Source organism: Aureisphaera galaxeae, from assembly GCF_028561275.1.
GTDB lineage: Bacteria > Bacteroidota > Bacteroidia > Flavobacteriales > Flavobacteriaceae > Aureisphaera > Aureisphaera galaxeae.
In genome coordinates this window covers 460,602-482,109 of sequence record NZ_JAQQTF010000006.1, presented here as the reverse complement: position 1 = coordinate 482,109, position 21,508 = coordinate 460,602, and the positions used below count along the sequence as shown (strand labels likewise).

Here is a 21,508-nt window from a genome sequence, read left to right as displayed (position 1 = left end):
GCAGATTTCATAATCTATGGGATATGCCTGTCCCCTCGAGCGCAGTCGAGAGGCGGTTTAAGTTCTCGACTGCGCTCGAACAGACAAATAAACGCTTTTGGCCCTAGATCAAGTAAAAAAAATCATTTCGGACATCAAGAATGGCAAGGCTTCTCCTATTTATTTTTTAATGGGGGAGGAACCCTATTACATTGATGGCATTAGCGATTATATTGAAAAGAATCTGCTTACCGAGGAAGAAAAAGGCTTTAACCAAATGGTACTTTATGGTCGTGATGTTTCTATCGATGACATTGTAAGCAATGCAAAGCGCTATCCCATGATGGCCGAGCGGCAAGTGGTTATTGTTAAGGAGGCTCAGGATTTGGCGCGTACCATCGAAAATTTGGCATCCTATGCGGAGAATCCTCAACCCACTACCGTGCTTGTTATTTGCTACAAATACAAGAAATTGGACGCCCGTAAAAAGCTTTCCAAAGTACTTAAGAAAAGTGCCGTTCTTTTCGAGAGTAAGAAACTCTATGAAAATCAGGTGCCGGACTGGATCCGAAGGGTTATGGGAGGAAAGGGTTATACCATAAGCCCCAAGGCGGCGCAAATGCTCACTGAATTTTTAGGAAACGATCTAAGCAAGGTGAACAATGAATTGGAAAAATTGCAACTCATTGTAAAGCCTGGAGAGCAAATCACTCCTCAAATCATAGAAGAAAACATTGGGATTAGTAAGGACTTCAATAATTTCGAGTTGCAAAATGCGATAGGTGTTAGGGATGTGAAGAAGGCTTTTGGAATCGTTCAGTATTTTGCCCAGAATCCGCGTAACCATCCTATTGTTATGACCATTGCCCTGTTGTACAATTTCTTTTCAAAATTGCTGAAATACCATTCGCTTTCCAATCCGTCCGATGCTCCCAAAGTATTAGGGGTAAATCCCTATTTCATTAAGGACTATGAAATGGCTGCCCGTAATTATCCCATGAAAAAGGTGAGCAAGATCGTAGCAACGATCCGTGAAATAGATATGAAAAGTAAAGGAGTAGGAGCGGCCAATGTGCCGCAAGGGGATTTACTTAAAGAACTTCTTGTAAAGATCTTCGATTAATTTTTGATTTTTTGGGAATTCATGATCTAGCCAAGGGCGCTCAAGAAACGCCCATGACCGTGATCATTAGGGGATTTTTATTTCAAATTCTGGAGAATAGGCATTTGTTATTTTTTGTCCACAGACAATCTTCCAGCTCCCATGATTCCTATGGCTATGAAACCAACCAAATACATAAGCGCTTTTTCTTTGGTACCAATAGGATCGGAGGCGTGGATCATAAATGCAGCGATGGCCATGGTTATGATAACCGGGATGGTTGCCATACGCGTTTTAAGGCCGATAATAATAAGGACAGGGCAGATAAACTCTGCAATTACAACAAGAATGGATGTTAACAGGCCACCAACACCAATGGGATTGCCCACTACGGCCGTGTTGCCTCCAACGAGTTCTAGAAATTTAGGGATTCCATGCGTAAGCATGAGGGCGGAAAGACCTACGCGTAAGACGAGTAGACCTAAATCAGGGTTTCTTTTCATTTGTTGTTTGTTTTTGATGGGTTATTTGTTAAAAATAGAAAAATTATAACAGTCCATGAATCCGCCTAACATTTAGTTTACCTTCTCTTAATTTTTGAAGCTCTCCCGCACCCATAATACAATACCCAGTTCATTATAACTTAAAGATTAGCTAAACCCATACGCTCCCCCAGCGAATAATTTTGTAGTGCTAATTAAAAAACGAATACCAAATGAAGAAAATTACCTTTTTTGCTCTAGCTCTTTTTGGGAGTTTGAGCATGTTACAAGCTCAAATAGCATCAACCAGTTTTGAAGAACCTACCGTACCTGGAGGGCAATATACAGACACTGGAGATGCCAGCGTAGCGCACGATTTAGTAAATAATGCGGGAGAGCCTGAAGTAGATTTTACTTCTACCGGCGGAGAGATAGGGTTCAATGCTACTTACGTACCTTATGATATACCGGGTTCAGGTCTTACCGATGGAGATTTTGTTGGGGTTACCGACTTTACAGGAGACGTGGTTGCCTATACCGATGGAAACAATGGCTATCAAATGTCCGATGCAGATGGAAATATGATTGTTGAATTCGATGTGGTCGATTTCAACGGATTCTCGAACAATGTTGTGTTTGTAGATTATTTCATCAACGCAACCGGATGGGAAGGAGATGGTACTGCCAATGACAGTTCCAACGACCGCATTCGTATTTATGTACGTGATCTTACCAATGGTACCGAAATAGATATTCTTAATACCGAAGGAAACGATATCGACGATTTGGGTATTGAAGATGCTTGGCAAAACGGAAGTGCTTCGGTACCAGATAACGTTATGGTACAGTTGGTAGTAGAATTACGCTCCAACTCCGGCGGAGAAGCCATCTACCTTGATAATGTACGTTTCGAAGCAGATCCTATTATTATTGCCGATGTTGAATTTGATGGTGGTTTCGTTTCTGTTTCTGAAGGAGACAGCTCTATCGAAATTTCTGTAGTTCCAGATCAGGCTCCAACCGAAGAAGGATCTGTAGATGTGGTATTGCTTTCTGGCGGAACTGCAGTAAACGGAACCGATTTCAACTACGTATCGACCGAAACCCTTATGTTCCCAGTTTCTCAATCGGGAGCGCAAACGGTTACCATTCCTATCACCAACAATACAAATGACGAAGGAGATAAGTTCTTCGTGTTGCAACTGCAAAATGCAGACAATGTAACCTTGGGAGGGAACGATACCTTTGGAGTATACATCCTAGATGATGATACCGAAGTTCCTGCGGGCGACGATTCTCAACTAGACCTTACCTTTCTATCAAGCTTTTTGGTAGACGGTGACGGTACTGCCGAGATCGCTGCTTACGATAAGGACAGCCAACAGATTTTAGTAACCAACGACACCAAATTGGAGTTCATCGATTTCTCAGATCCAAGTAATATGAGCACCAACCTTTCCATCGATTTTGCCGCTACAGGAGATGGAGTGCAGAGTGTTACTACCTATGGCGGATTGTATGCCTTGGCTATTTCCGGAATTGAAAAGACCGACAACGGAACCGTACTTATCGGGGATGTTGCCAATACCGATGGAGTATACCTAGAAGTAGGCGCACTTCCAGACATGGTAACTTTTACTCCCGATGGAACCAAAGTAATTGTGGCCAACGAAGGAGAGCCTAACGACGATTACTCCATCGATCCGGAAGGAAGCATTTCTATTATCGACGTTAGTGGTGGATTAGGAAACATCAATCAATCCAACGTAACTACTTTGAATTTTAATGCTTTCGATGCGCAGCAAGCAGACTTGGAAGCTGCCGGAGTTCGTATCTACGGACCTGGAGCTAGCGTTTCTCAAGATTTAGAGCCTGAATATGTAGCGGTTTCAGGCAATTCCGAAAAAGCATATGTAACCCTTCAAGAGAACAATGCCTATGCTGTAGTGGATTTGGTAACTATGGAAATCACCGACGTATTGCCTTTCGGGTTGAAAGACCACAGTCAATTCCCTAACACTATAGATGTAAGCGATGAAACCGATTTCGTATTCGATGCCAACTGGCCCATTATGGGAATGTATATGCCCGATGCCATTGCTACTTACGAAGTAGATGGAACTACCTATGTGGTTACTGCCAACGAAGGTGATGCAAGAGAATACGATACGTACGAAGAAGAGCGTAAGATCGACGATGACGATTATACGTTAGATCCTGCCGTATTCTCCAACATTGATATTTTGGAACTTGAAAGCAACTTGGCCGAAATCAACGTAACAAACGCTTCAGGAGATATCGACGATGATGGTCTTTTTGAGCAAATCCATGTATTTGGAGGTCGTTCCTTCAGTATTTTCGAAGCCGATTCTGGAAACTTGGTATACGACAGTGCTAACGATTTTGAAGTAATCACTGCAAACGATCCGGTATACGGAGGCATCTTCAACGCTAGCAATAGCAACAACAACTTCAAAAACAGAAGTGATAACAAAGGACCAGAGCCAGAAGGAGTAATCGTTGAGGAAATTAATGGTCAATACTACGCTTTTGTATTGTTAGAGCGCATTGGAGGGGTTATGGCATACAACGTAACCGATCCTGCTAATCCAGTGTTCCTTGAATACGAAAACAGCCGTGATGCGACTCCCGGCGGAGACGAAATGGGAGACCTTGCTCCAGAAGGAGTGGTGTACATTCCATTTGAAGACAGCCCAACCAGCACAGGATTGTTGGTGCTTTCCAATGAGCGAAGTGCCACATTGAGTGTATACGCAATCAACAATGACGTACTTTCTGTGAACGATTTCGAAACGGCCACCGAGACGTTAGCGATATACCCGAACCCAGTAAATGATATCATTTTCTTGAGCAAGCCCGGGGAGTATCAAATCTATGATATTACGGGAAGATTGATGGCGACAACCGGAGAGGTTGCTACTATCGATGTGGCTTCTTTCGCAAGTGGAACCTACATCATCAAAAACAAAAAAGGACAGACAGCAAGATTCATAGTTAGATAAATTAGTTAGTTAGTTAGTTAGTAATGGAAAGTCCGTTCCTTCATTTATGTAGGGGCGGATTTTCTTTTTTACCCTATTTTTGTGCGGTAATTTTCAATTATGTCACAACTGAAAGCTTGGCTCGGTGCAGCCCGATTGCGAACCCTTCCATTGTCCGTTTCAGGAATTATTGTAGGAGCTGCTCTTGGCAACCCTATTCTTAATGTATTAGAGGCTAAATGGCTTGAAGAAAGTGCAGGAGGCATTGCCTGCACTGTGTATGACTACTACTTCGAAAGACCATTGTTCTGGTTTGCCATATTAACGACCATAGGTTTTCAGGTACTATCCAATTTCGCGAACGATTATGGAGATGGGGTAAAGGGAACCGACACCCATAGGGAAGGAGAAAAGCGTATGGTGGCCAGTGGGATTATTTCACCAAAGCAAATGAAAAAGGGGATGTATATTACCGCAGGGATTACCCTGCTCATTGCCAGTATGCTCATTTTTATGGCATTCGGGAATGAAAATTTCCTGTTGGCCTTTATCTTCTTCAATTTGGCCATTGCTGCTGTGATTGCAGCTATTAAGTATACTGTTGGAAAAAGTGCTTATGGATACTCTGGAAAGGGCGATATTTTTGTCTTTCTCTTTTTTGGCTTGCTAAGTGTGTTAGGGACCTATTTCCTTTTTGCCCATTCCCTGAAGTGGGACTTGTTACTTCCCGCAACGAGTATAGGAGTGTTTAGTGCCGCGGTATTGAACCTCAATAATATGCGGGATATAGAAAACGATGCCAAGGTGGGGAAAAACACCCTTGTAGTAAAATGGGGAAGCCAAAAAGCCAAAAAATACCATTACTTCTTATTGATTTTGGGCATGACGACCGCCTTGTTGTATACCTTGTTGCATTACGAAAAGCCCCTGCAGTTTATCTATGCTTTGGCTTTTATTCCTTTTATATTGAATATGGTGACTGTGGGTAAAAACAAAGAACCGCGTTTGTTGGATGCAGAGCTAAAGAAGGTGGCTTTAAGTACGTTTGCCTTTGCTATACTTTTCAGTGCTTTTCACTAAACCGACTACCCAAGAATTCGCGATCTGCATGCTGCGTAGCTTCGAAAGCACTCGCATCCATTTTTTTGCGTTGTTCTATTTCATACTTCACCAAGGAATTCTGAATGTCGTGGATGTTCCTTGTCATACGTACAATTTTACGCTGTCGAAGCACCAATACGACAAGAAGGAGGATTCCAAGGGCGGTAAGGATATAGATGGTTGCTAGGTATTTGTTCTTTTGCTTCAAATTTACCAGACTTGCTTCCTGCTCTTGAATTTGCAGCTGCAATTCCATTCGGTCTACTTCACTAAGCCGATGTGCATCATGAATACTGTCATGGTAAACAATAGACTGTTTTAAATATCCCATGGATGTATCGTAGCGTCTCTGGTCTTCGAAAATTTTAGATAGCAGGATGGAAATTTCATAGGTGTATTCTAAGTCCTGCTCTTTCTTAGCTGCTTTTTCGGCTAAAAGCGCTACTGCTTCGGCATTTTCAAGGTCACCTTGAGCGTAAAAGACACTGGCCTTGGTATAGTAATAGTAATGCCCCATGAGATCATATTCCATGGCTATTTGAGTCCCTTTTTCAATGTATTCGGAAGCTTTAATTAGATTCCCTTCCTCTAGATAAATCTCTGCCAGACTCGTGTAGCCTGTTAGGATGAAGGGAGGTTTATCCAGTCGTTGGGCCAATTTTATCTTATCAATGAAAGCATCTTTGGCAAGATCGTATTGCTTGGTTTCCATGTATATTTTTGCAATATTCTGACCAGCCGAGATCAATGCATTGTCCAAATTGAGCTCCTCAGCATACTTTGCACACTCCTTAAAATACTGCAGGGACTTTTCCCATTTTTTGGCCATCCCATAGGCATGTCCCAAACGGAAAAGGGTTTCTGCCAACACTTCGTCTTTCAAATGCTTCTTTTTGGCAATTTGTTCTGCTTTGTGAAGATAGAAGACGGCACTGTCCATATACACCTGTCCCTCGAGATAGATTTTACCAATCTCTTTGTTCAGTTCAATTTTCTTTTCGGGAATGAGGTTTTTCCTTAGCTCTAGTTTGAGGCTATCCAGGGTCGGATTTTGACCGTAGAGAGGAATGATGAAAAATCCCAATATAAGTAGGGAGAATCGTGGCATGGGGCAGGTTTGGCGGAGTCAAGATAAATAAAATATCAAGTGGTTCCCAAAATTTTGTTAAGAAAATTCTTACACCTGTATTCCGTGAGATAATCGTATGCCTTTAGTTTACAGCCTTTACGGACAATTTAGTAGTATCGAGCAGTGCACCAGAAACGTGAAAGGTGCTTGATTGGATAATATGACAAACCATCTTTTCTGAAAAGAGGCGAAAATCAATTAAATTTACGGAAGTAACAAACACCCTTTGTCCAAATAAAAATCATACTATGAAAATCACGTTTTACGGTCAAAACAGTCTCTCTATCGAAGCTTCAGGAAAGCATATTATTGTAGATCCATTCATTTCTGGAAATCCGTTGTCTAAGGATGCTGTTTCGGTAAACGACTTAAAAGCCGATTACATTCTGCTTACCCATGCACACTTGGATCATGTATTGGATGCAGAGACCATTGCAAAGAATACAGGAGCGACTATCGTATCCAATTATGAAATAGCCATGCACTATCAAGCCAAAGGTTGTACCGTACATCCTATGAATCACGGTGGAAGTTGGCAGTTCGATTTTGGAAAGGTAAAATATGTAAATGCGATTCATACAAGTACCTTTGATGATGGTTCCGACGGCGGCTTTCCTGGTGGTTTTGTGATTGAAGGAGAAAGCAAGAACATCTACATTGCAGGGGATACGGCCCTTACCATGGACATGAAATTGATTCCCATGCGCACCCAACTGGATATGGCTATATTACCCATTGGGGATAATTTTACCATGGGTGTGGACGATGCCATTATCGCCAGTGATTTTGTAGAATGCAATCGTATTCTTGGAGTACACTACAATACTTTCGGCTTTATTGAAATTGATACCCAGGTCGCACAGGAAAAATTCAGCAATGCTGGAAAAGAGCTCGTTTTGTTGGAAATCGGCGGTACTGTGGAAGTGTAGTGGTCTATAGTCAATAGTCTTTAGACAATAGTAGGAATGTTAATCCGTATTACCATTAACTCATTCAATCATTGGATCATTCACTCATTAAATCATTAATTCATTTTGTTGCACGCAACTTATAAACGTCACCTCCTCCAATTCAAACGCCCAGCTGGGACTTCCCGTGGCGTACTGAAAACCAAAGAAACCTTTTATATCTTTTTAAAAGTTGGGGATAAATGGGGCATAGGTGAGTGTGGGCTCTTGCGAGGATTGAGTGTTGACGATCGGCCGGATTATGAAGAGACCCTGGAATGGACCTGTAAAAACATAGACTTGGGTCTGGACGAATTGTACGATCGATTGTTCGAATTCCCATCCATTCAGATAGGCCTAGAGACAGCTTTTACATCCATGTTATCAAAAGATCCTTATGAAATATTTCCTTCGGCATTTTCCAAAGGCGATGCGTCTATTCCGATAAATGGGCTCATTTGGATGGGCGATGCTACCTTTATGAAGGAACAAATAGCCGAACGCATCGAAAAAGGATTTGATTGTATTAAAATGAAGATTGGAGCGATCGATTTCGATACGGAAATTCAGTTGCTGAAGTCTATTAGAAAGGAATTCTCCCCTTCAGAAATTGAACTCAGGGTCGATGCCAATGGTGCCTTTTCCCCTTCAGAAGCATTGGAAAAACTGAAGCAGCTTTCCGAACTGAACATTCATTCCATAGAACAACCTATAAAACAAGGACAATGGCAGGAAATGGCCCATTTGTGTGAACTAACTCCGTTGCCCATCGCCTTGGATGAGGAACTCATCGGAGTTTTTACGAAAGAGAAAAAGGAAGCATTAATTCAGACCATTCAACCGCAGTATATCATCCTAAAACCTAGTTTTATTGGAGGTTTTAAAGGAAGTGATACCTGGATTTCCTTGGCTGAAGCCCACGAAATAGGGTGGTGGATTACCTCTGCCTTGGAGAGCAATGTGGGATTGAATGCCATTTCACAATATACCTTCACAAAAAATAGTAAATTGCCCCAAGGATTGGGTACCGGCAGCTTGTATACCAATAATATTCCATCGTCCCTAGAGGTTATTCAAGGGCACATAGGATATCATCCTGAAAAAGAATGGGATATTTCACAAATCGAGTAACAAAACCTACCTAAGGTTATCTAATCCCATATAAAAATACACTATGTACATAAAGCTTGCTTACAACTACCTACATGATGCTTGGCGCTACGTCATTGGATTTGTCGCCATTTTTATTGTTTGGCAATTGGGATCTATCCCATTTATCATCGGAGTGATGATCAAAGCTTCCTCCGACGGTTTGGACGCACTTACCGTTTTGGAAGACCCCAACGCCATTATGGGGGTTCTGGATGCCAATCTCACCTTATTTTTAATGCTTTTATCATTTGTCATTGGACTCATTGGGCTTTGGCTCTGGGTGCGATATGTGCATCGACAACCCATGCTAACACTTACCACGACAAGAAAGAAGATAGATTGGGGCCGCTTTGGGTTCGGTTTTGCTATGGTAGCAGCATTTACTATTGTAACCACACTATACGATTATTATGCGTTTCCTGAGGATTATGTAGTCCAATTCAATTGGGTGCCCTTCATCATTTTGGCCATTGTGGCTATTCTTATGATCCCGTTGCAAACCAGTTTTGAGGAATACCTATTTCGTGGCTACTTAATGCAGGGTATTGGGGTAATGGCTGGTAATAGATGGGTTCCTCTAATAGTAACTTCGGTCATTTTCGGAGCCATGCATTTCTTTAATCCCGAAGTAGAAAAATTAGGGAATGTCGTAATGGTCTACTATATAGGAACAGGTTTTTTATTGGGAATTATGACCCTTATGGACGAAGGCTTGGAACTGGCCCTAGGATTCCATGCTGGGAATAATCTTGTAGCTGCTATGTTGGTTACGGCCGATTGGACCGCATTTCAGACCGATTCCATTTTTAAAGATATATCCGATCCGAGTATGGGCTGGGATGTGCTCATTCCAGTATTAATAATTTATCCCATTTTTCTAGGTCTTATGGCATGGCGCTATAAATGGAAGAATTGGGGAGAGAAGCTCTTCGGAAAGGTGGAGCGTCCGCCCGATGATTCCATTCTAGAAATCGGAACCGAATAGAACAAAGCTAGATGCCAACCTCACCTCACATACATCCAAAGTTTAAGTTCAATGGGCTTTCCTATAGCTCTGCAGAAGAACTGCTCAACTTCGCGGATGACCTTAAAAACCACGGGGCTGCTTATGAGGTGAGTATCGCCAACTTTTTGGAGGAGTGGTTGGATTTTGGTGAAACCGTCATGGTACGTACGTCGGGCTCTACAGGAACACCCAAGGAGATTTTTCTGAACAAACAACAGATGATCAATAGTGCAGAAGCCACTGGAGCCTATTTTAAGATAGGTGAAGGCACAAAAGCACTATTATGCCTCTCGGCCGATTATATCGCCGGGAAAATGATGTTGGTACGTGCTTTGGTATTGGGATGGGACTTGCATGCTGTAGCCCCTAATAAAGACGCCCTCACCGAATATGACAATGATTATGATTTTGTAGCCATGGTACCTTTTCAATTGCACCATTCCATTCATGCTTTGGACAAGGTGAAGAAAATGATTGTGGGGGGTGGCGCTATTTCTGTCGAATTGGAGGCCCAACTTCAAGATAAGACCACCGAGGTATTTGCAACCTACGGAATGACCGAAACCATTACCCATATAGCGGTGCGTCGAATCAATGGCTTCGCAAAGTCTGATGCATTCTCTGCTTTGCCTAACGTTAAATTTGCGAAAGACCCTAGAGGCTGTCTCGTCATAGAAGCTCCTAAAGTGAGCGATGATGAGGTCGTTACGAACGATCTGGTGACGCTGCATTCCCCGGTCTCATTCACTTGGTTGGGTCGTATCGACAATGTAATTAATAGCGGTGGGGTGAAATTAAGCCCTGAAAAGATTGAAATGAAGCTGTCTCAACATTTTGACTTTTCATTCATCATTGCTTCAGAAACAGATGAAGCCTTAGGCCAACGGGTAATTCTCATCGTAGAAGGAAAAGATGTGCCGAGCGAGGAAGTCTACGGTAAGGCCTTCGAGAGTCTCGAAAAATACGAACGCCCCAAACGAATTTATTCCCTTTCCAAATTCCCATATACTGAAACGGGAAAAATCAAAAGACTGGATGTGCTGTCTTTGCTTCACAAGCACAACTAGCGGCTTCCCTCAATGAGATAAGGGCTTCCCTCAATATCACTTTTTTCCTACAAGTTTCAGCGGTAAGTTTGAGTGTAATTATTTTTTCATAAGATAAGTCATCTTAGTTTTTTTGGTTGGTTTTTTTGGGAAAGGGGAGTCACATGAGTTGGGCTCCCTTTTCTTTTTTATGGGAAGCAAATGTAGTTGATAGCCCGATAGTTACTTCCCTCATTCAAAAGCCTCACTGACTCAATCTTCATTTTTTGAGAACCTTCTCCCCACTAGTTTTACCGCATCAATTTTAAATCAAACAGATATGAGAACAGTAATACTATTATGGGCCCTCATACTTTCATCAAGCTTGTTGCAGGCTCAGGAAGTGGAGATTATGGGTACGATAACTGACGAAGCCAACCTTCCTATGTATGGAGTAAGTGTAGTTGTGAAAGGAACGTCCCGGGGAACGCAGACCGACAGTAACGGGGAATACACAATACAAGCGAATGTAGGGCAAACATTGGTATATGGTTATGTGGGCTATATAACCGAGGAAATGGAGGTGTTGAAAGACACACCCGAAATTTCATTTGCAATGAAGCTTGCACCTGCTCTTTTAGAGGAAGTAGTAGTCAAGGGATTTGTAGTTAAAAAAGAAAAGCGGGCATTGGGATATTCGGTGTCTTCGGTACAACAGGAAGCCATAAAGGAAAGCCCCCGTACGGATCTGTCGCAGTACATCAGGGGTAAAGCTGCGGGAGTAAAGATTACAACGCAAAACGGAAACCCAGGCACTTCTAACAAAGTTGTAATACGAGGAACCAATTCATTTTCTGGGGACAACAACGCATTGTACATCATCGATGGGGTGCCTGTATCATCGAATGTGGCTAAAGGAAAATCTGTAACCGGGAATTTAGGGACAGCTCGTTCCTATGATTTGGACACAAAGAATATAGATAGGGTAGATATTTTGAAAGGCGCTGCTGCGACGGCACTATATGGCTCTGAGGGAAGGAACGGTGTTATTGTAATAACAACAAAGGATGGAAAAGGAGTTCCGGTTTCAAACAATGAAAGCTATAAATACATTCCCGAAAACACTTTCAAGAATGTGGCTACCAGTCCACTTTCTACATTTTCTATTGATGTTGACAAGGCTGGATATAGCAATATCCGAAGAATGATCAACAATGGACAAGAAGTTCCACAGGAGGCTGTTAAGATTGAGGAGATGATCAATTATTTCTCTTACGATTATCCGAACCCTGAAGGCGAACATCCATTTTCTATCCAGACCGAAATGGCCAATTCTCCATGGAATAAAGATGCTAAACTGGTTAAGATAGGTTTGAAGGGAAAGGACATTGCCCAAGAAAAGGTACCACCATCCAACCTGGTTTTTCTCATCGATGTGTCAGGCTCCATGAATTCAAACAATAAGCTGGGGCTTTTAAAGTCTTCATTTGGGGTTTTGGTAGATAAATTACGCGAAAAAGACAAGGTATCTATTGTGGTGTATGCTGGAGCGGCAGGAGTGGTTTTAGAGCCTACCCATGGTGATGATAAAGACACCATTATGGATGCCATCAACAGATTATCGGCAGGAGGTTCTACCGCGGGGGGACAAGGAATTCAGTTGGCGTATAAGATGGCTCAGGAAAATTTCATTAAAGGAGGGAACAACCGCGTGATTCTAGCCACCGACGGAGACTTTAATGTAGGGGCTTCTAGTGATAGAGCGATGGAAGAGCTTATTGAAGAGAAACGAAAAGGAGGCGTATTTCTTACCGTACTGGGATTCGGAATGGGGAATTATAAGGATTCGAAAATGGAGACCTTGGCCAATAAAGGCAATGGAAATCATGCCTATATCGACACTATGCAAGAGGCACAAAAGGTGTTGGGAGCAGAATTTTTTGGAACCATGTATACCATTGCCAAAGATGTAAAGATTCAAGTAGAGTTTAATCCTGTACTTGTGCAGGCGCACCGACTTATTGGTTATGAAAACCGATTGCTTGAGGATAGGGACTTTAACGACGACACCAAAGATGCTGGTGAAATTGGAAGTGGACATACCGTTACGGCCCTCTATGAAATTATCCCGGTTGGGGTAGAAAGTATATATGTAGGAAAGGTAGATACCCTAAAGTACAGAACATCGAACCATACAAATACGGAAGATGAATTGTTAACCGTTAAATTCAGATATAAGGAGCCCGATGGAGACAAAAGCAAGCTCATTGTAAGAACCCTTACCGACACTAATTCGAGCTTCGAAAGTGCTTCTCAGGACTTCAAATTCTCCGCAGCGGTGGCCTTATTTGGTCTTCAGCTTAGGAAGTCAATATTCATCGATACCTTCAATAAAAAGGATGTGATCGCACTGGCACAAGCAGGAAAAGGATTGGACGAGGATGGATATAAGGCAGAATTTATTCGATTGGTTAGAAGTTATTAGAGCAGTTTCTGGTTTGGGAAACGGGCAAAGGGAGTTTCATGAGTTGGACTCCCTTTCCTTTTTTTTGAAGGGTATATCGAATAAGAACGGTTCCCTCATTCAAAAGCCCTGTTCCCTCAATCCTCCTTTTTTCGTAAAGAAGTAGTGGGTAGTTTCATGTCATAAACTATAATCCAATCGATATGAAGACATTATTAACACTATTTTCCATCAGCCTAGGGATGCTAGTTGCCCAGGGACAACAAATTGAAGTTTCAGGTATCGTTATCGACGAAACCAATAGCCCTTTTCCTGGGGTGAATGTTTTGGTTAAAGGAACCGAAAATGAAACACAAACCAATGAAGAAGGAACCTACACTATTGCTACCGAAATAGGGCAGGAATTAGAATTTAGCCGCTTTGGGTATTTTACGCAAACCGTAATTATTGAAGATGCCGAATCCATCAACATTCAAATGGAGGTAGACAATGCTACGGTCATTGACGCCATTGTAGGGGGATTCAATAAAAAGAGAAAACAAGGCTATTCCGTGGCAACCATCTGTGGCAGCGAAATTGCCGATAATCCGCAAAAGGACTTTTCGAGAGCCTTGGAAGGCAAAACCGCTGGGGTGATCGTGAAACCACAAACAGGATATGCGGGTTCTACCAATACGGTCATTATTAGAGGGCTTAATTCTTTCAACGGGTCCAACCATCCACTGTATGTAATTGATGGAGTTCCTTATGATACAAGAATAACGTATCCTGGGAATGTCATATGTGGCGATAATGGATCTAATAGATCTTTCGATATCGACCCTAACAATATTGCCAGTGTAAAGATTCTAAAAGGTTTGGCAGCCACCAATATCTATGGGTCGGAAGGACGTAATGGAGTTGTAATTATCACCACCAAAGCAGGACCCTATGCCAATAGGTGATCCAAACATATAACGATTTGCTAGTAGTTACCACTAGTATTTAATTGGGGTTGAGGGAATCGCACGTTCGGTTCCCTCTTTTTTTCTAAATGCGTATTTTTAGGAAAATTATCCCTCATGAAACACCTCTATTTTCTCTTCATTCTTATTTCTACAACACTATCTGCTCAAATCCTTTCGGAAAGGGACCGAGCCACGCTCAAAGATGAATTAATAGCCGAACGTTTCAATACGGTACTTCCCATGCTCATGGATCGCACCGAAATTGATATGTGGTTGGTCATTTCTAGGGAATACAATGAAGATCCGGTTATGCGAACCATGCTTCCTGCGAAATGGTTAAATGCCCGCCGTAGAACCATCCTCGTTTTTTATCGCAACAAGGCCGAAAATAGAATCGATAAGTTGGCGGTAGCTAGATATGATGTGGGAGAAAATATTGTTTCGGCTTGGGACAAGGAAAAACAGCCCGATCAATGGGCACGCCTGGTAGAGCTCATCGAAGAGCGAAACCCCAATAAAATTGGGATCAATATTTCAGAAAATTTTGGAATCGCCGACGGTATGGTACATACCGACCTTGAAGAGTTGAAAGAAGCCCTGCCCCAAAAATGGGAAGATAAATTGGTGTCGGCAGAAAAGCTGGCCATTGGCTGGATAGAAACCCGGACGGCCAGGGAAATGGAACTGTACAATACCTTGGTCGAAATTACCCATGGCATCATAGACGAAGCCTTTAGTAGCAAAGTCATTACACCAGGAACGACAACTACAGACGACGTGGTGTGGTGGATGCGACAAAAGGTAACCGATTTGGGACTGGAAACTTGGTTTCATCCTACCATCGATGCCCAACGAAGCGATGAGGCGTTGAAAAGCCACATTTATTCCTTTAGCAAAGGGGAGAAAGACAAGGTCATTATTCCTGGGGATCTGTTACACTGTGATTTTGGAATCACCTACATTGGTCTGAATACCGATTGCCAGCAACATGCTTATGTGCTTAAGGAAGGCGAGAAAGAAGTACCTGCATTTTTGAAAGACGCCTTCGCTAAGGGAAACCGGATTCAGGATATTTTTACGGGTAATTTTAAAACGGGCAAAACGGGGAATGAAATTCTTCTAAAGTCCTTATCAGAAGGCAAAGCCGAAGGGATGCGCCCTTCCATTTATACGCATCCATTAGGAACCTACGGTCATAGTGCCGGACCTACTATAGGCCTTTGGGATTCGCAAGGTGGTGTTCCCGGGACGGGTGACTATCCGCTGTATGAAAACACAGTTTACGCCATAGAACTCAATACCACAGTAACCCTTACCGAATGGAGTAAGGACATACGCATCATGCTAGAAGAGGCGGGCTTCTATGGTGAAAATGGCTTTCGGTACGTAAATGGCCGTCAAGAAGCCATTAAACCCATTTCTTGGTAGTTATTGGTACATCTTCAGGTACTTGTCCATAGAGCGTTTTCCCGAGCCATAAAAGGTGAAGAAAACACATAGTAAAAGAGCAATACCTGCCAATACCAAATTGGAAGTGACCATCTCCCCAGCGAAATTAATGAGTACCGCCCCAATCAGAATGGGAAGCTGGGCAATACAAGCCCAACGGGTTAACAGACCAAATACGATGAGCAGCCCTCCGATAAAGTGAGCTGGGACTACGTAATGGATGGCAATCATTTCACCCACCAAACTTTTCATGGGCTTAATCAATTCCAGTAATTCTAGGGTATTACCCATAAAATTGAACCCTTTTACTACCAAAAAGGCTCCTAAAGCAATACGTAGGACGTCCAAGGGATAATAGCTATGGGCATTAGCCCATTTATTAAGGCTTTTTATGGTTCCCATGATGCAAAATGTATTGGTTACACATCATAAGGTACTCATTTTTAATGATATAATGAATTTAATTGGATGAATGATCCTTATTTTTCGATCATTTCCCTCTGAAAATTGGGTGCAAAAGATGTACTTCTTTACCTACATTTTTTGGCCCTTACGGCTCCATCTCCAAAAGATGAAGGAGGCAATTCCCCCAACAACGGAGAAACAACTGAGCGTCCAAAATACATTTTGATGACCGCCCAATCCAGGGGTTTGGTCCAGTAGATATCCCATCACTGCCCCAGCAAAAATATCCGGAGTATATCCTACCAGTGAAATAAGTCCTACGGCAGTACCTGTAAGAACCAAGGGTATTCTTCCTTCTTTCATCGTAGCAAAGTAAAGTGCTCGCGCAGCATAAATACCGGAAGCCGTTATTAACACAGAAAGGAAAAACATAGCCGTTCCACTAGGGGTAACCCATCCCAATGCAAATAGCAAAGCCCCCACAATACTTAAGGCAAAACTAATAACCAACCATAGGGTGACCCGACTTCGGTCTGCTATAAACCCAATAAGCACGCCGGTGATAGGGCGTATGGATAGGAGGAATGTTCCCACTTTGGCCGAATCCACTTCATTGTATCCCATAATTTCATTGGCGTATTGTGAGAAGATATCGGTGAATTTGTACCCCACATAGGCACAAAGGATGATGACCATAAGTAACCAAACGGAAGGGATGCGAAGCAAGGCATTGATATCTTTTTTGGAAATCCGTTCAATGAGCAAATTCTTTTCATTCCGGTCCGATTTCAGGAAGAACCAAACTAGAATCCCAATAAGAATAACAATGGAAGATGACACCCAAATAACATATTTAAAGGCTTCTTTACGTTCTTCTATTGAAATGTTCTCCAGGTCCCCAGCAGCAAATAAGGAGAAAATAAGCACCCCTAAAAGTCCGAAACCAGCGCCAACCAATCCACGGCCACCGTCTAAAAACCCAAAGGCCTTTCCTTGGGATTTAGCACCACCCCAAACCCTAGTCGCCTTAATCATGGCAGCCCAGAAAAGAAAAATGGTGGTTAATCCCCAATAGCCATACAGTATTTTCAATGTGAGTAAAGAGGGATACGAGGCATATACCAATCCCCCAAGGGCGGTCGCCCATAGGGCAACAGCAATTAACTTCCTTGGTGGGAATCTGTCCGCCAATGGGCCTCCTAAGAGATAGGCAGGGAGCGCCACTAAGCCATACACCGAATAGCACAACCCCAGTTCTAAATTGGTTAATTGAAACGCCTCCAAAACAGTAGGGCGGAAAACCCTTGCCAATACGAAGGGCAGGATAAATACAGCTTCACCAGCCAATATTAATAATAAGAGGTAATAAAAGGGAAGGGGTTTCGATTGGGTTTGCGCGTCGCTGTTCATATTGGGTAGGCTGTGAAGGGCAAGTTACTCACTTCCTGTGAATTTCCAAATTATGGAATGATGGAATAAAAAAGCGACCGAAATAATTCGGCCGCTTCTACAAAGCACTAATCGCTCGCTTTTTTGATATTTCTCATAAGATGTTCCTTAATTCGAGTAGGGGTATATCCCTGTAATTTCCACCATTGAAATTGATCTATCATTCTCATATCCGGAAGTATCCTTTCTAAGTGTCCAGCATTTCCAGCTTGCACAGTTCCCTTTTCAATAGTACTTCCCCAACTACGATTTACACTAGAATCAACAGGAACGATAAGCACATATCCATACCCTTGTTGGGCTGCCCTAGTCTCACTTTGTAAATGGTCAATATCCATTCCTTCGGGAATATCTCCATGTACATCGCTGTAGGCTTTTCTGTAATCGGAATATCCGGGACGAACCCAAACCTGTTTTACATCCGATCCGTCAGGACCCTTTGCAGTAATTACCAACACATTGTTCTCGCTTTTTCTTCCCAGTTTATTCACGTTTTCAGCTCCGAAGAACTCTTCCAGTGCTTTTTTATCCTTGGCTGCAGTAGCCATATTCGTAGGTCTTGGCGTACCTATATCGAAAGCCCTACGAACCTGAGAAGATTGTGAAGCAATTTCCTGTAAATCATCAGCCTTTTTCGAGATGGCATTGGCAATATCGGCATTGGTTTCATTCTTGGCTGCGGTTCTCAGCACATCGATTACTTCGTCCATTTTCTTCCCGCTAATGGTGGAAGCTTCTACCAAAGGTTTTACCGTGGCTTTTCCGCCTTTCACTGCTCCTCCTCCGGGCCAAAGCTCTAGTACCAACATAGCCATATCGAATTGAGCATAATTCAATTCTAACCAGGCTTGGACCCAATCCCCTCTTTCCGCAGCTTCTAAGGCTTTTTCGAAATGTTCGTTAATAGAGCGAACATGGTCTCCCAATTGTGGCATTACCATTTCAAAAGAAGCTGTGAACTGCATTAGTAACAATACATCTGGAGGAATATCGATAACAATGGCTGGATTGTCGTTCTCTTTCATATCCTTCATGAGTCCGTCCAAGTAATCCTTTCCTAGGGATTCAGCACTTTCCACAATACGGGAGACCAGATTGAGCGGACTTTTGGTAAGGGAAATAAGATAGATAGCGTACCAATCTTTTCCTTCGATCACCCTTCCTTTGGTAAAGTCGAAGAAGGAAACAGCGGTTTTAGTATCAGGATCGACTGATACGGACTTTTGTTCCGTAATGAAGTAGTAATCGCCTACTTTCGTAATTCCAGCCTCTACACCGCCCAATCGGATGGTAATGGTACGATAGGGTTCTACATTATCCGACTCGAAAGCCCGGGTAATCCTCTCATCCTTGAATTCGGGCGCATCCGGATTTTCAACTTTCTCCTGAATCTCTTCTTGAACAGCTTCTTCACCATCTTCGATTCCATCCTCATCTTTGTCGGGATCTTCAGGTGTTTCGGAGGTATCATTCATGACTTTTTTAATCCGCTCTTCAGTCTCTAGGAATTTTTTATACTCCTCAGGCCACAAATTTGCCATTTCCCATAGAGCATACCCACAAATGCCTTGGTAGTTACCCCACATATCTTTATTGTCTTGATAGATTTTTCTTAGCTCATCATCGATAATAAAGTCATCTGTTGTCTTCTCGTCCTTATTGAACCAAGCATCGATTTGGGCTTCATATTCCAAGAATTTGGCATACCCCTCGGGATCTTGTTGGGCCATTTGCAGAAGGCCGGTTCCACAGATTCCCGAATAATTTCCCCATGTTTCCTTATTGGCTTTATAGATGTCGCGCATAGCCTCATCGAATTCGAATTCGGCATCTTCCTCATCGTCTTCCTCATTGTTCAACAATTCTTGGAGCCATGAACGGATTTGCTGTTTGATATCTGTATTATTGGCAAAGGCTTCTGGATCACTTCTTGCGATTTCCAACAATCCCGTACCACAGATACCTCCATACGTACCCCAAACACTCTGCTGTTCTTCGAAGATTTTAGCCAATTCCTCAATAAGGGCTTCATCAATTTCTACATCTTCTTCATTACAGTTTTGAGCATTCCCTTCCTGAACATTGGCAAGGGTATGCCCGACAACCTGTAGCGGATAAAAAGAAATTAAATCAGAAGGAATGTTTCCAGAAACCACTGTATTGAGCACCAAAGTCCCGGATTCGTTCGTTGTGGTCGAAATGTATTCCACGCCATCGGGATGGGTCAAAACACCATCTACAGGGGTGTTGGATAGGGGAGTCCCATTTTCAGAAATGATTTCTATTTCCGAAGAATTGGTAGTCTCATCGGTATCCACATCATAAGAAGTCTCTGATGTCATTCCTTCCGTGGCCACTTCACCGTTATTGAATTCGACAGGCAATTCATCTTCAGCATACACTTGTGCGGTTACTGTGTATTGTCCTACTTGATGGGCCCTGAAAGGGATTTTAATGGTTTTTCCAGCTTCTACAGAGATTCTATAGTGATCATTCCCCAGAGGTTGAATCACATCACTATTAAGTAGAAATTGGATAATGGGTAGACCTCCCGATAGGATGATGACACCATCTACATTGGTTTTTAGCGTAATTTTACCACGCTGTCCTACATTTTTTAGGGCAGGCCCTTGCATCTCTAGGGTCGGATTTACCGATATGTCTTCGGAAATATAGGTCTCCCCAGCTGGATCCTGAGCAGAAAAATGATAGTCACCTTCCGGAAAATTACCCGAAACCAAAAACTGTGATTCAAAATAGGATGAGGATACCTCGGTTAATGGGACTGTATTTCCCGTAGTGCTTTGCAGTACTTCTTGGGATAACTGATCCACGTTTGTTCCCTGTACTGTGATCAGTTCACCTGGCCCTACAATATCGGATGTGTTCCAGATTTCAATATTCGGAGTAGCCGCATTGGATACAGGAATAAACGTAGGGGTCGTTGAGGTGATAAGGGTCGTACTAGGTAGAGTTCTTTCCGGAAGGGAAATCAATTCGGCCAATAGGGGGAAGGTGCCGGAAGCTTCTGAACAACTAGGAATTTTCACTTTTCCTTGGTCACCCACTTCCACCACAGTACCCATAACCTGTATCTGGCTTCCTTTCTTTAAAGGGATAAAACCATTTTCGGTTTCTTCGCCCACCGTTCCCGTAAAGGTTTGCCCCTGGGCCACCACATCGGGAGCGATAAGTCGTAAGTTCGATTCTTTTTGTTGCCCAAAGGCAGCGAGGTTCATGATCAATACAATGATCATAAAGCTCATTTTTCTAAGTAGCGTGCTACTTGATTTCACTGAATTTTTCATAACAATTGGATTTAGATTGCTTTTCTTTTTTATGGATATATCCCAGCAATCTTCAATTGTTACCTATTGAAAATCAAGTGTTTTGTCTTTAGAGGTCTCCCTTTTCCTGATAAATGATAATCTGTAATCCGTCAGGATCCCTCAGGTACAGATAGTAGGAACCCCAAGGGCGAAGTACAGGACCCCGAGCAGACCAACGTTTTTCTTTAAGACGATCGGCCCAATACTGAACATCATCGGTTCTTATTTGAAGGCCCATCTTATCGCTGTCCAATTTCTTGTCGAAAGCATCCTGATGGTATTCATTGTAGTCCATAATCTCCGAAATTTCCAGTAGGGCCGTGCTGTTTTCATCTCCAATACGAAGAATGACACCTTTAGAGCCATCCCCATCGTCGTAGGATTCATAGAGTTCCATTTGTAAAACTTCCATGTAAAATGACTTGGAGGCGTTAAAGTCCCTGGTTCGGATAACGGTTTTAGAAGATAAGAAGCTCATGGTTGAAGGATTTCCTTTGATCAATTAAGATACAAAAAATGAATAAGTTAAAAGGAATTACA

The 21,508-nt window shown here is 42.6% G+C and carries 16 protein-coding genes; 10 read left to right on the top strand and 6 right to left on the bottom strand.

What is annotated here, in order from left to right; all coding sequences use genetic code 11:
- Window positions 1–97: 97 nt before the first annotated feature.
- The gene (gene holA / locus POV27_RS12545; RefSeq protein ID WP_272863118.1) at window positions 98–1,102 is read left to right on the top strand and encodes a DNA polymerase III subunit delta; all 1,005 of its coding nucleotides are present in this window, start codon (window positions 98–100) and stop codon (window positions 1,100–1,102) included.
- 107 nt (window positions 1,103–1,209) lie between these two features.
- Here holA and POV27_RS12540 read toward each other — a convergent pair whose 3' ends face one another.
- Window positions 1,210–1,584, bottom strand: a complete 375-nt coding sequence (locus tag POV27_RS12540) for a DoxX family protein (protein WP_272863117.1) — start codon at window positions 1,582–1,584, stop codon at window positions 1,210–1,212.
- 212 nt (window positions 1,585–1,796) lie between these two features.
- On the opposite strand from POV27_RS12540, the gene POV27_RS12535 reads away from it, so the two are divergent.
- Both POV27_RS12535 and menA read left to right on the top strand, forming a co-directional pair.
- Window positions 1,797–4,586: a choice-of-anchor I family protein gene (locus POV27_RS12535; RefSeq protein WP_272863116.1), complete on the top strand. Its 2,790-nt coding sequence runs from the start codon at window positions 1,797–1,799 to the stop codon at window positions 4,584–4,586.
- 99 nt (window positions 4,587–4,685) lie between these two features.
- Complete coding sequence (gene menA / locus POV27_RS12530; RefSeq protein WP_272863115.1) at window positions 4,686–5,645, top strand: 1,4-dihydroxy-2-naphthoate octaprenyltransferase; 960 nt, start codon at window positions 4,686–4,688, stop codon at window positions 5,643–5,645.
- Here menA and POV27_RS12525 read toward each other — a convergent pair.
- Window positions 5,629–6,774: a tetratricopeptide repeat protein gene (locus POV27_RS12525; RefSeq protein WP_272863114.1), complete on the bottom strand. Its 1,146-nt coding sequence runs from the start codon at window positions 6,772–6,774 to the stop codon at window positions 5,629–5,631. The genes menA and POV27_RS12525 overlap by 17 nt on opposite strands.
- 269 nt (window positions 6,775–7,043) lie before the next feature.
- Here POV27_RS12525 and POV27_RS12520 point away from each other — a divergent pair, with 269 nt between their 5' ends.
- The 7 genes from POV27_RS12520 to POV27_RS12490 all read left to right on the top strand — a co-directional run bounded on the left by POV27_RS12520 (window position 7,044) and on the right by POV27_RS12490 (window position 15,764).
- Complete coding sequence (locus tag POV27_RS12520; RefSeq protein ID WP_272863113.1) at window positions 7,044–7,724, top strand: metal-dependent hydrolase; 681 nt, start codon at window positions 7,044–7,046, stop codon at window positions 7,722–7,724.
- Window positions 7,725–7,832: 108 nt separating this feature from the next.
- Window positions 7,833–8,873, top strand: coding sequence for an o-succinylbenzoate synthase (locus tag POV27_RS12515; protein ID WP_272863259.1), 1,041 nt, complete (start codon window positions 7,833–7,835; stop codon window positions 8,871–8,873).
- A 43-nt stretch (window positions 8,874–8,916) separates the two neighbouring features.
- Window positions 8,917–9,879: a CPBP family intramembrane glutamic endopeptidase gene (locus tag POV27_RS12510; RefSeq protein WP_272863112.1), complete on the top strand. Its 963-nt coding sequence runs from the start codon at window positions 8,917–8,919 to the stop codon at window positions 9,877–9,879.
- 11 nt (window positions 9,880–9,890) lie between these two features.
- A complete protein-coding gene (locus POV27_RS12505; protein ID WP_272863111.1) occupies window positions 9,891–10,967 on the top strand; it encodes an AMP-binding protein in 1,077 nt (358 codons plus the stop codon).
- Window positions 10,968–11,265: 298 nt separating this feature from the next.
- The gene (locus POV27_RS12500; RefSeq protein ID WP_272863110.1) at window positions 11,266–13,410 is read left to right on the top strand and encodes a YfbK domain-containing protein; all 2,145 of its coding nucleotides are present in this window, start codon (window positions 11,266–11,268) and stop codon (window positions 13,408–13,410) included.
- 182 nt (window positions 13,411–13,592) lie between these two features.
- The gene (locus tag POV27_RS12495) at window positions 13,593–14,333 is read left to right on the top strand and encodes a TonB-dependent receptor plug domain-containing protein (RefSeq protein WP_272863109.1); all 741 of its coding nucleotides are present in this window, start codon (window positions 13,593–13,595) and stop codon (window positions 14,331–14,333) included.
- A 117-nt stretch (window positions 14,334–14,450) separates the two neighbouring features.
- Window positions 14,451–15,764: a M24 family metallopeptidase gene (locus POV27_RS12490; protein ID WP_272863108.1), complete on the top strand. Its 1,314-nt coding sequence runs from the start codon at window positions 14,451–14,453 to the stop codon at window positions 15,762–15,764.
- Here the strand turns inward: POV27_RS12490 and POV27_RS12485 are convergent, their stop codons facing one another.
- The 4 genes from POV27_RS12485 to POV27_RS12470 all read right to left on the bottom strand — a co-directional run bounded on the left by POV27_RS12485 (window position 15,765) and on the right by POV27_RS12470 (window position 21,446).
- Window positions 15,765–16,187 carry a DoxX family protein gene (locus POV27_RS12485; RefSeq protein WP_272863107.1) on the bottom strand — a complete coding sequence of 141 codons (423 nt, stop codon included), beginning with the start codon at window positions 16,185–16,187 and terminating at the stop codon, window positions 15,765–15,767. It lies immediately after the preceding gene.
- 132 nt (window positions 16,188–16,319) lie between these two features.
- A complete protein-coding gene (locus POV27_RS12480; protein ID WP_272863106.1) occupies window positions 16,320–17,600 on the bottom strand; it encodes an MFS transporter in 1,281 nt (426 codons plus the stop codon).
- 107 nt (window positions 17,601–17,707) lie between these two features.
- Window positions 17,708–20,947: a hypothetical protein gene (locus POV27_RS12475; protein WP_272863105.1), complete on the bottom strand. Its 3,240-nt coding sequence runs from the start codon at window positions 20,945–20,947 to the stop codon at window positions 17,708–17,710.
- 88 nt (window positions 20,948–21,035) lie between these two features.
- On the bottom strand, window positions 21,036–21,446 hold the full coding sequence (locus POV27_RS12470; protein WP_272863104.1) for a VOC family protein: 411 nt from the start codon (window positions 21,444–21,446) through the stop codon (window positions 21,036–21,038).
- Window positions 21,447–21,508: the final 62 nt, after the last annotated feature.

Bases quoted from the DNA above. Each gene is read 5' to 3' on its own strand.
- POV27_RS12540 (WP_272863117.1), bottom strand. From the start codon at position 1,584: ATGAAAAGAAACCCTGATTTAGGTCTACTCGTCTTACGCGTAGGTCTT.
- POV27_RS12495 (WP_272863109.1), top strand. From the start codon at position 13,593: ATGAAGACATTATTAACACTATTTTCCATCAGCCTAGGGATGCTAGTT.
- POV27_RS12490 (WP_272863108.1), top strand. From the start codon at position 14,451: ATGAAACACCTCTATTTTCTCTTCATTCTTATTTCTACAACACTATCT.
- POV27_RS12505 (WP_272863111.1), top strand. From the start codon at position 9,891: ATGCCAACCTCACCTCACATACATCCAAAGTTTAAGTTCAATGGGCTT.
- menA (WP_272863115.1), top strand. From the start codon at position 4,686: ATGTCACAACTGAAAGCTTGGCTCGGTGCAGCCCGATTGCGAACCCTT.
- POV27_RS12510 (WP_272863112.1), top strand. From the start codon at position 8,917: ATGTACATAAAGCTTGCTTACAACTACCTACATGATGCTTGGCGCTAC.
- POV27_RS12525 (WP_272863114.1), bottom strand. From the start codon at position 6,774: ATGCCACGATTCTCCCTACTTATATTGGGATTTTTCATCATTCCTCTC.
- POV27_RS12485 (WP_272863107.1), bottom strand. From the start codon at position 16,187: ATGGGAACCATAAAAAGCCTTAATAAATGGGCTAATGCCCATAGCTAT.
- POV27_RS12520 (WP_272863113.1), top strand. From the start codon at position 7,044: ATGAAAATCACGTTTTACGGTCAAAACAGTCTCTCTATCGAAGCTTCA.
- POV27_RS12470 (WP_272863104.1), bottom strand. From the start codon at position 21,446: ATGAGCTTCTTATCTTCTAAAACCGTTATCCGAACCAGGGACTTTAAC.
- POV27_RS12475 (WP_272863105.1), bottom strand. From the start codon at position 20,947: ATGAAAAATTCAGTGAAATCAAGTAGCACGCTACTTAGAAAAATGAGC.
- POV27_RS12480 (WP_272863106.1), bottom strand. From the start codon at position 17,600: ATGAACAGCGACGCGCAAACCCAATCGAAACCCCTTCCCTTTTATTAC.
- POV27_RS12500 (WP_272863110.1), top strand. From the start codon at position 11,266: ATGAGAACAGTAATACTATTATGGGCCCTCATACTTTCATCAAGCTTG.
- POV27_RS12535 (WP_272863116.1), top strand. From the start codon at position 1,797: ATGAAGAAAATTACCTTTTTTGCTCTAGCTCTTTTTGGGAGTTTGAGC.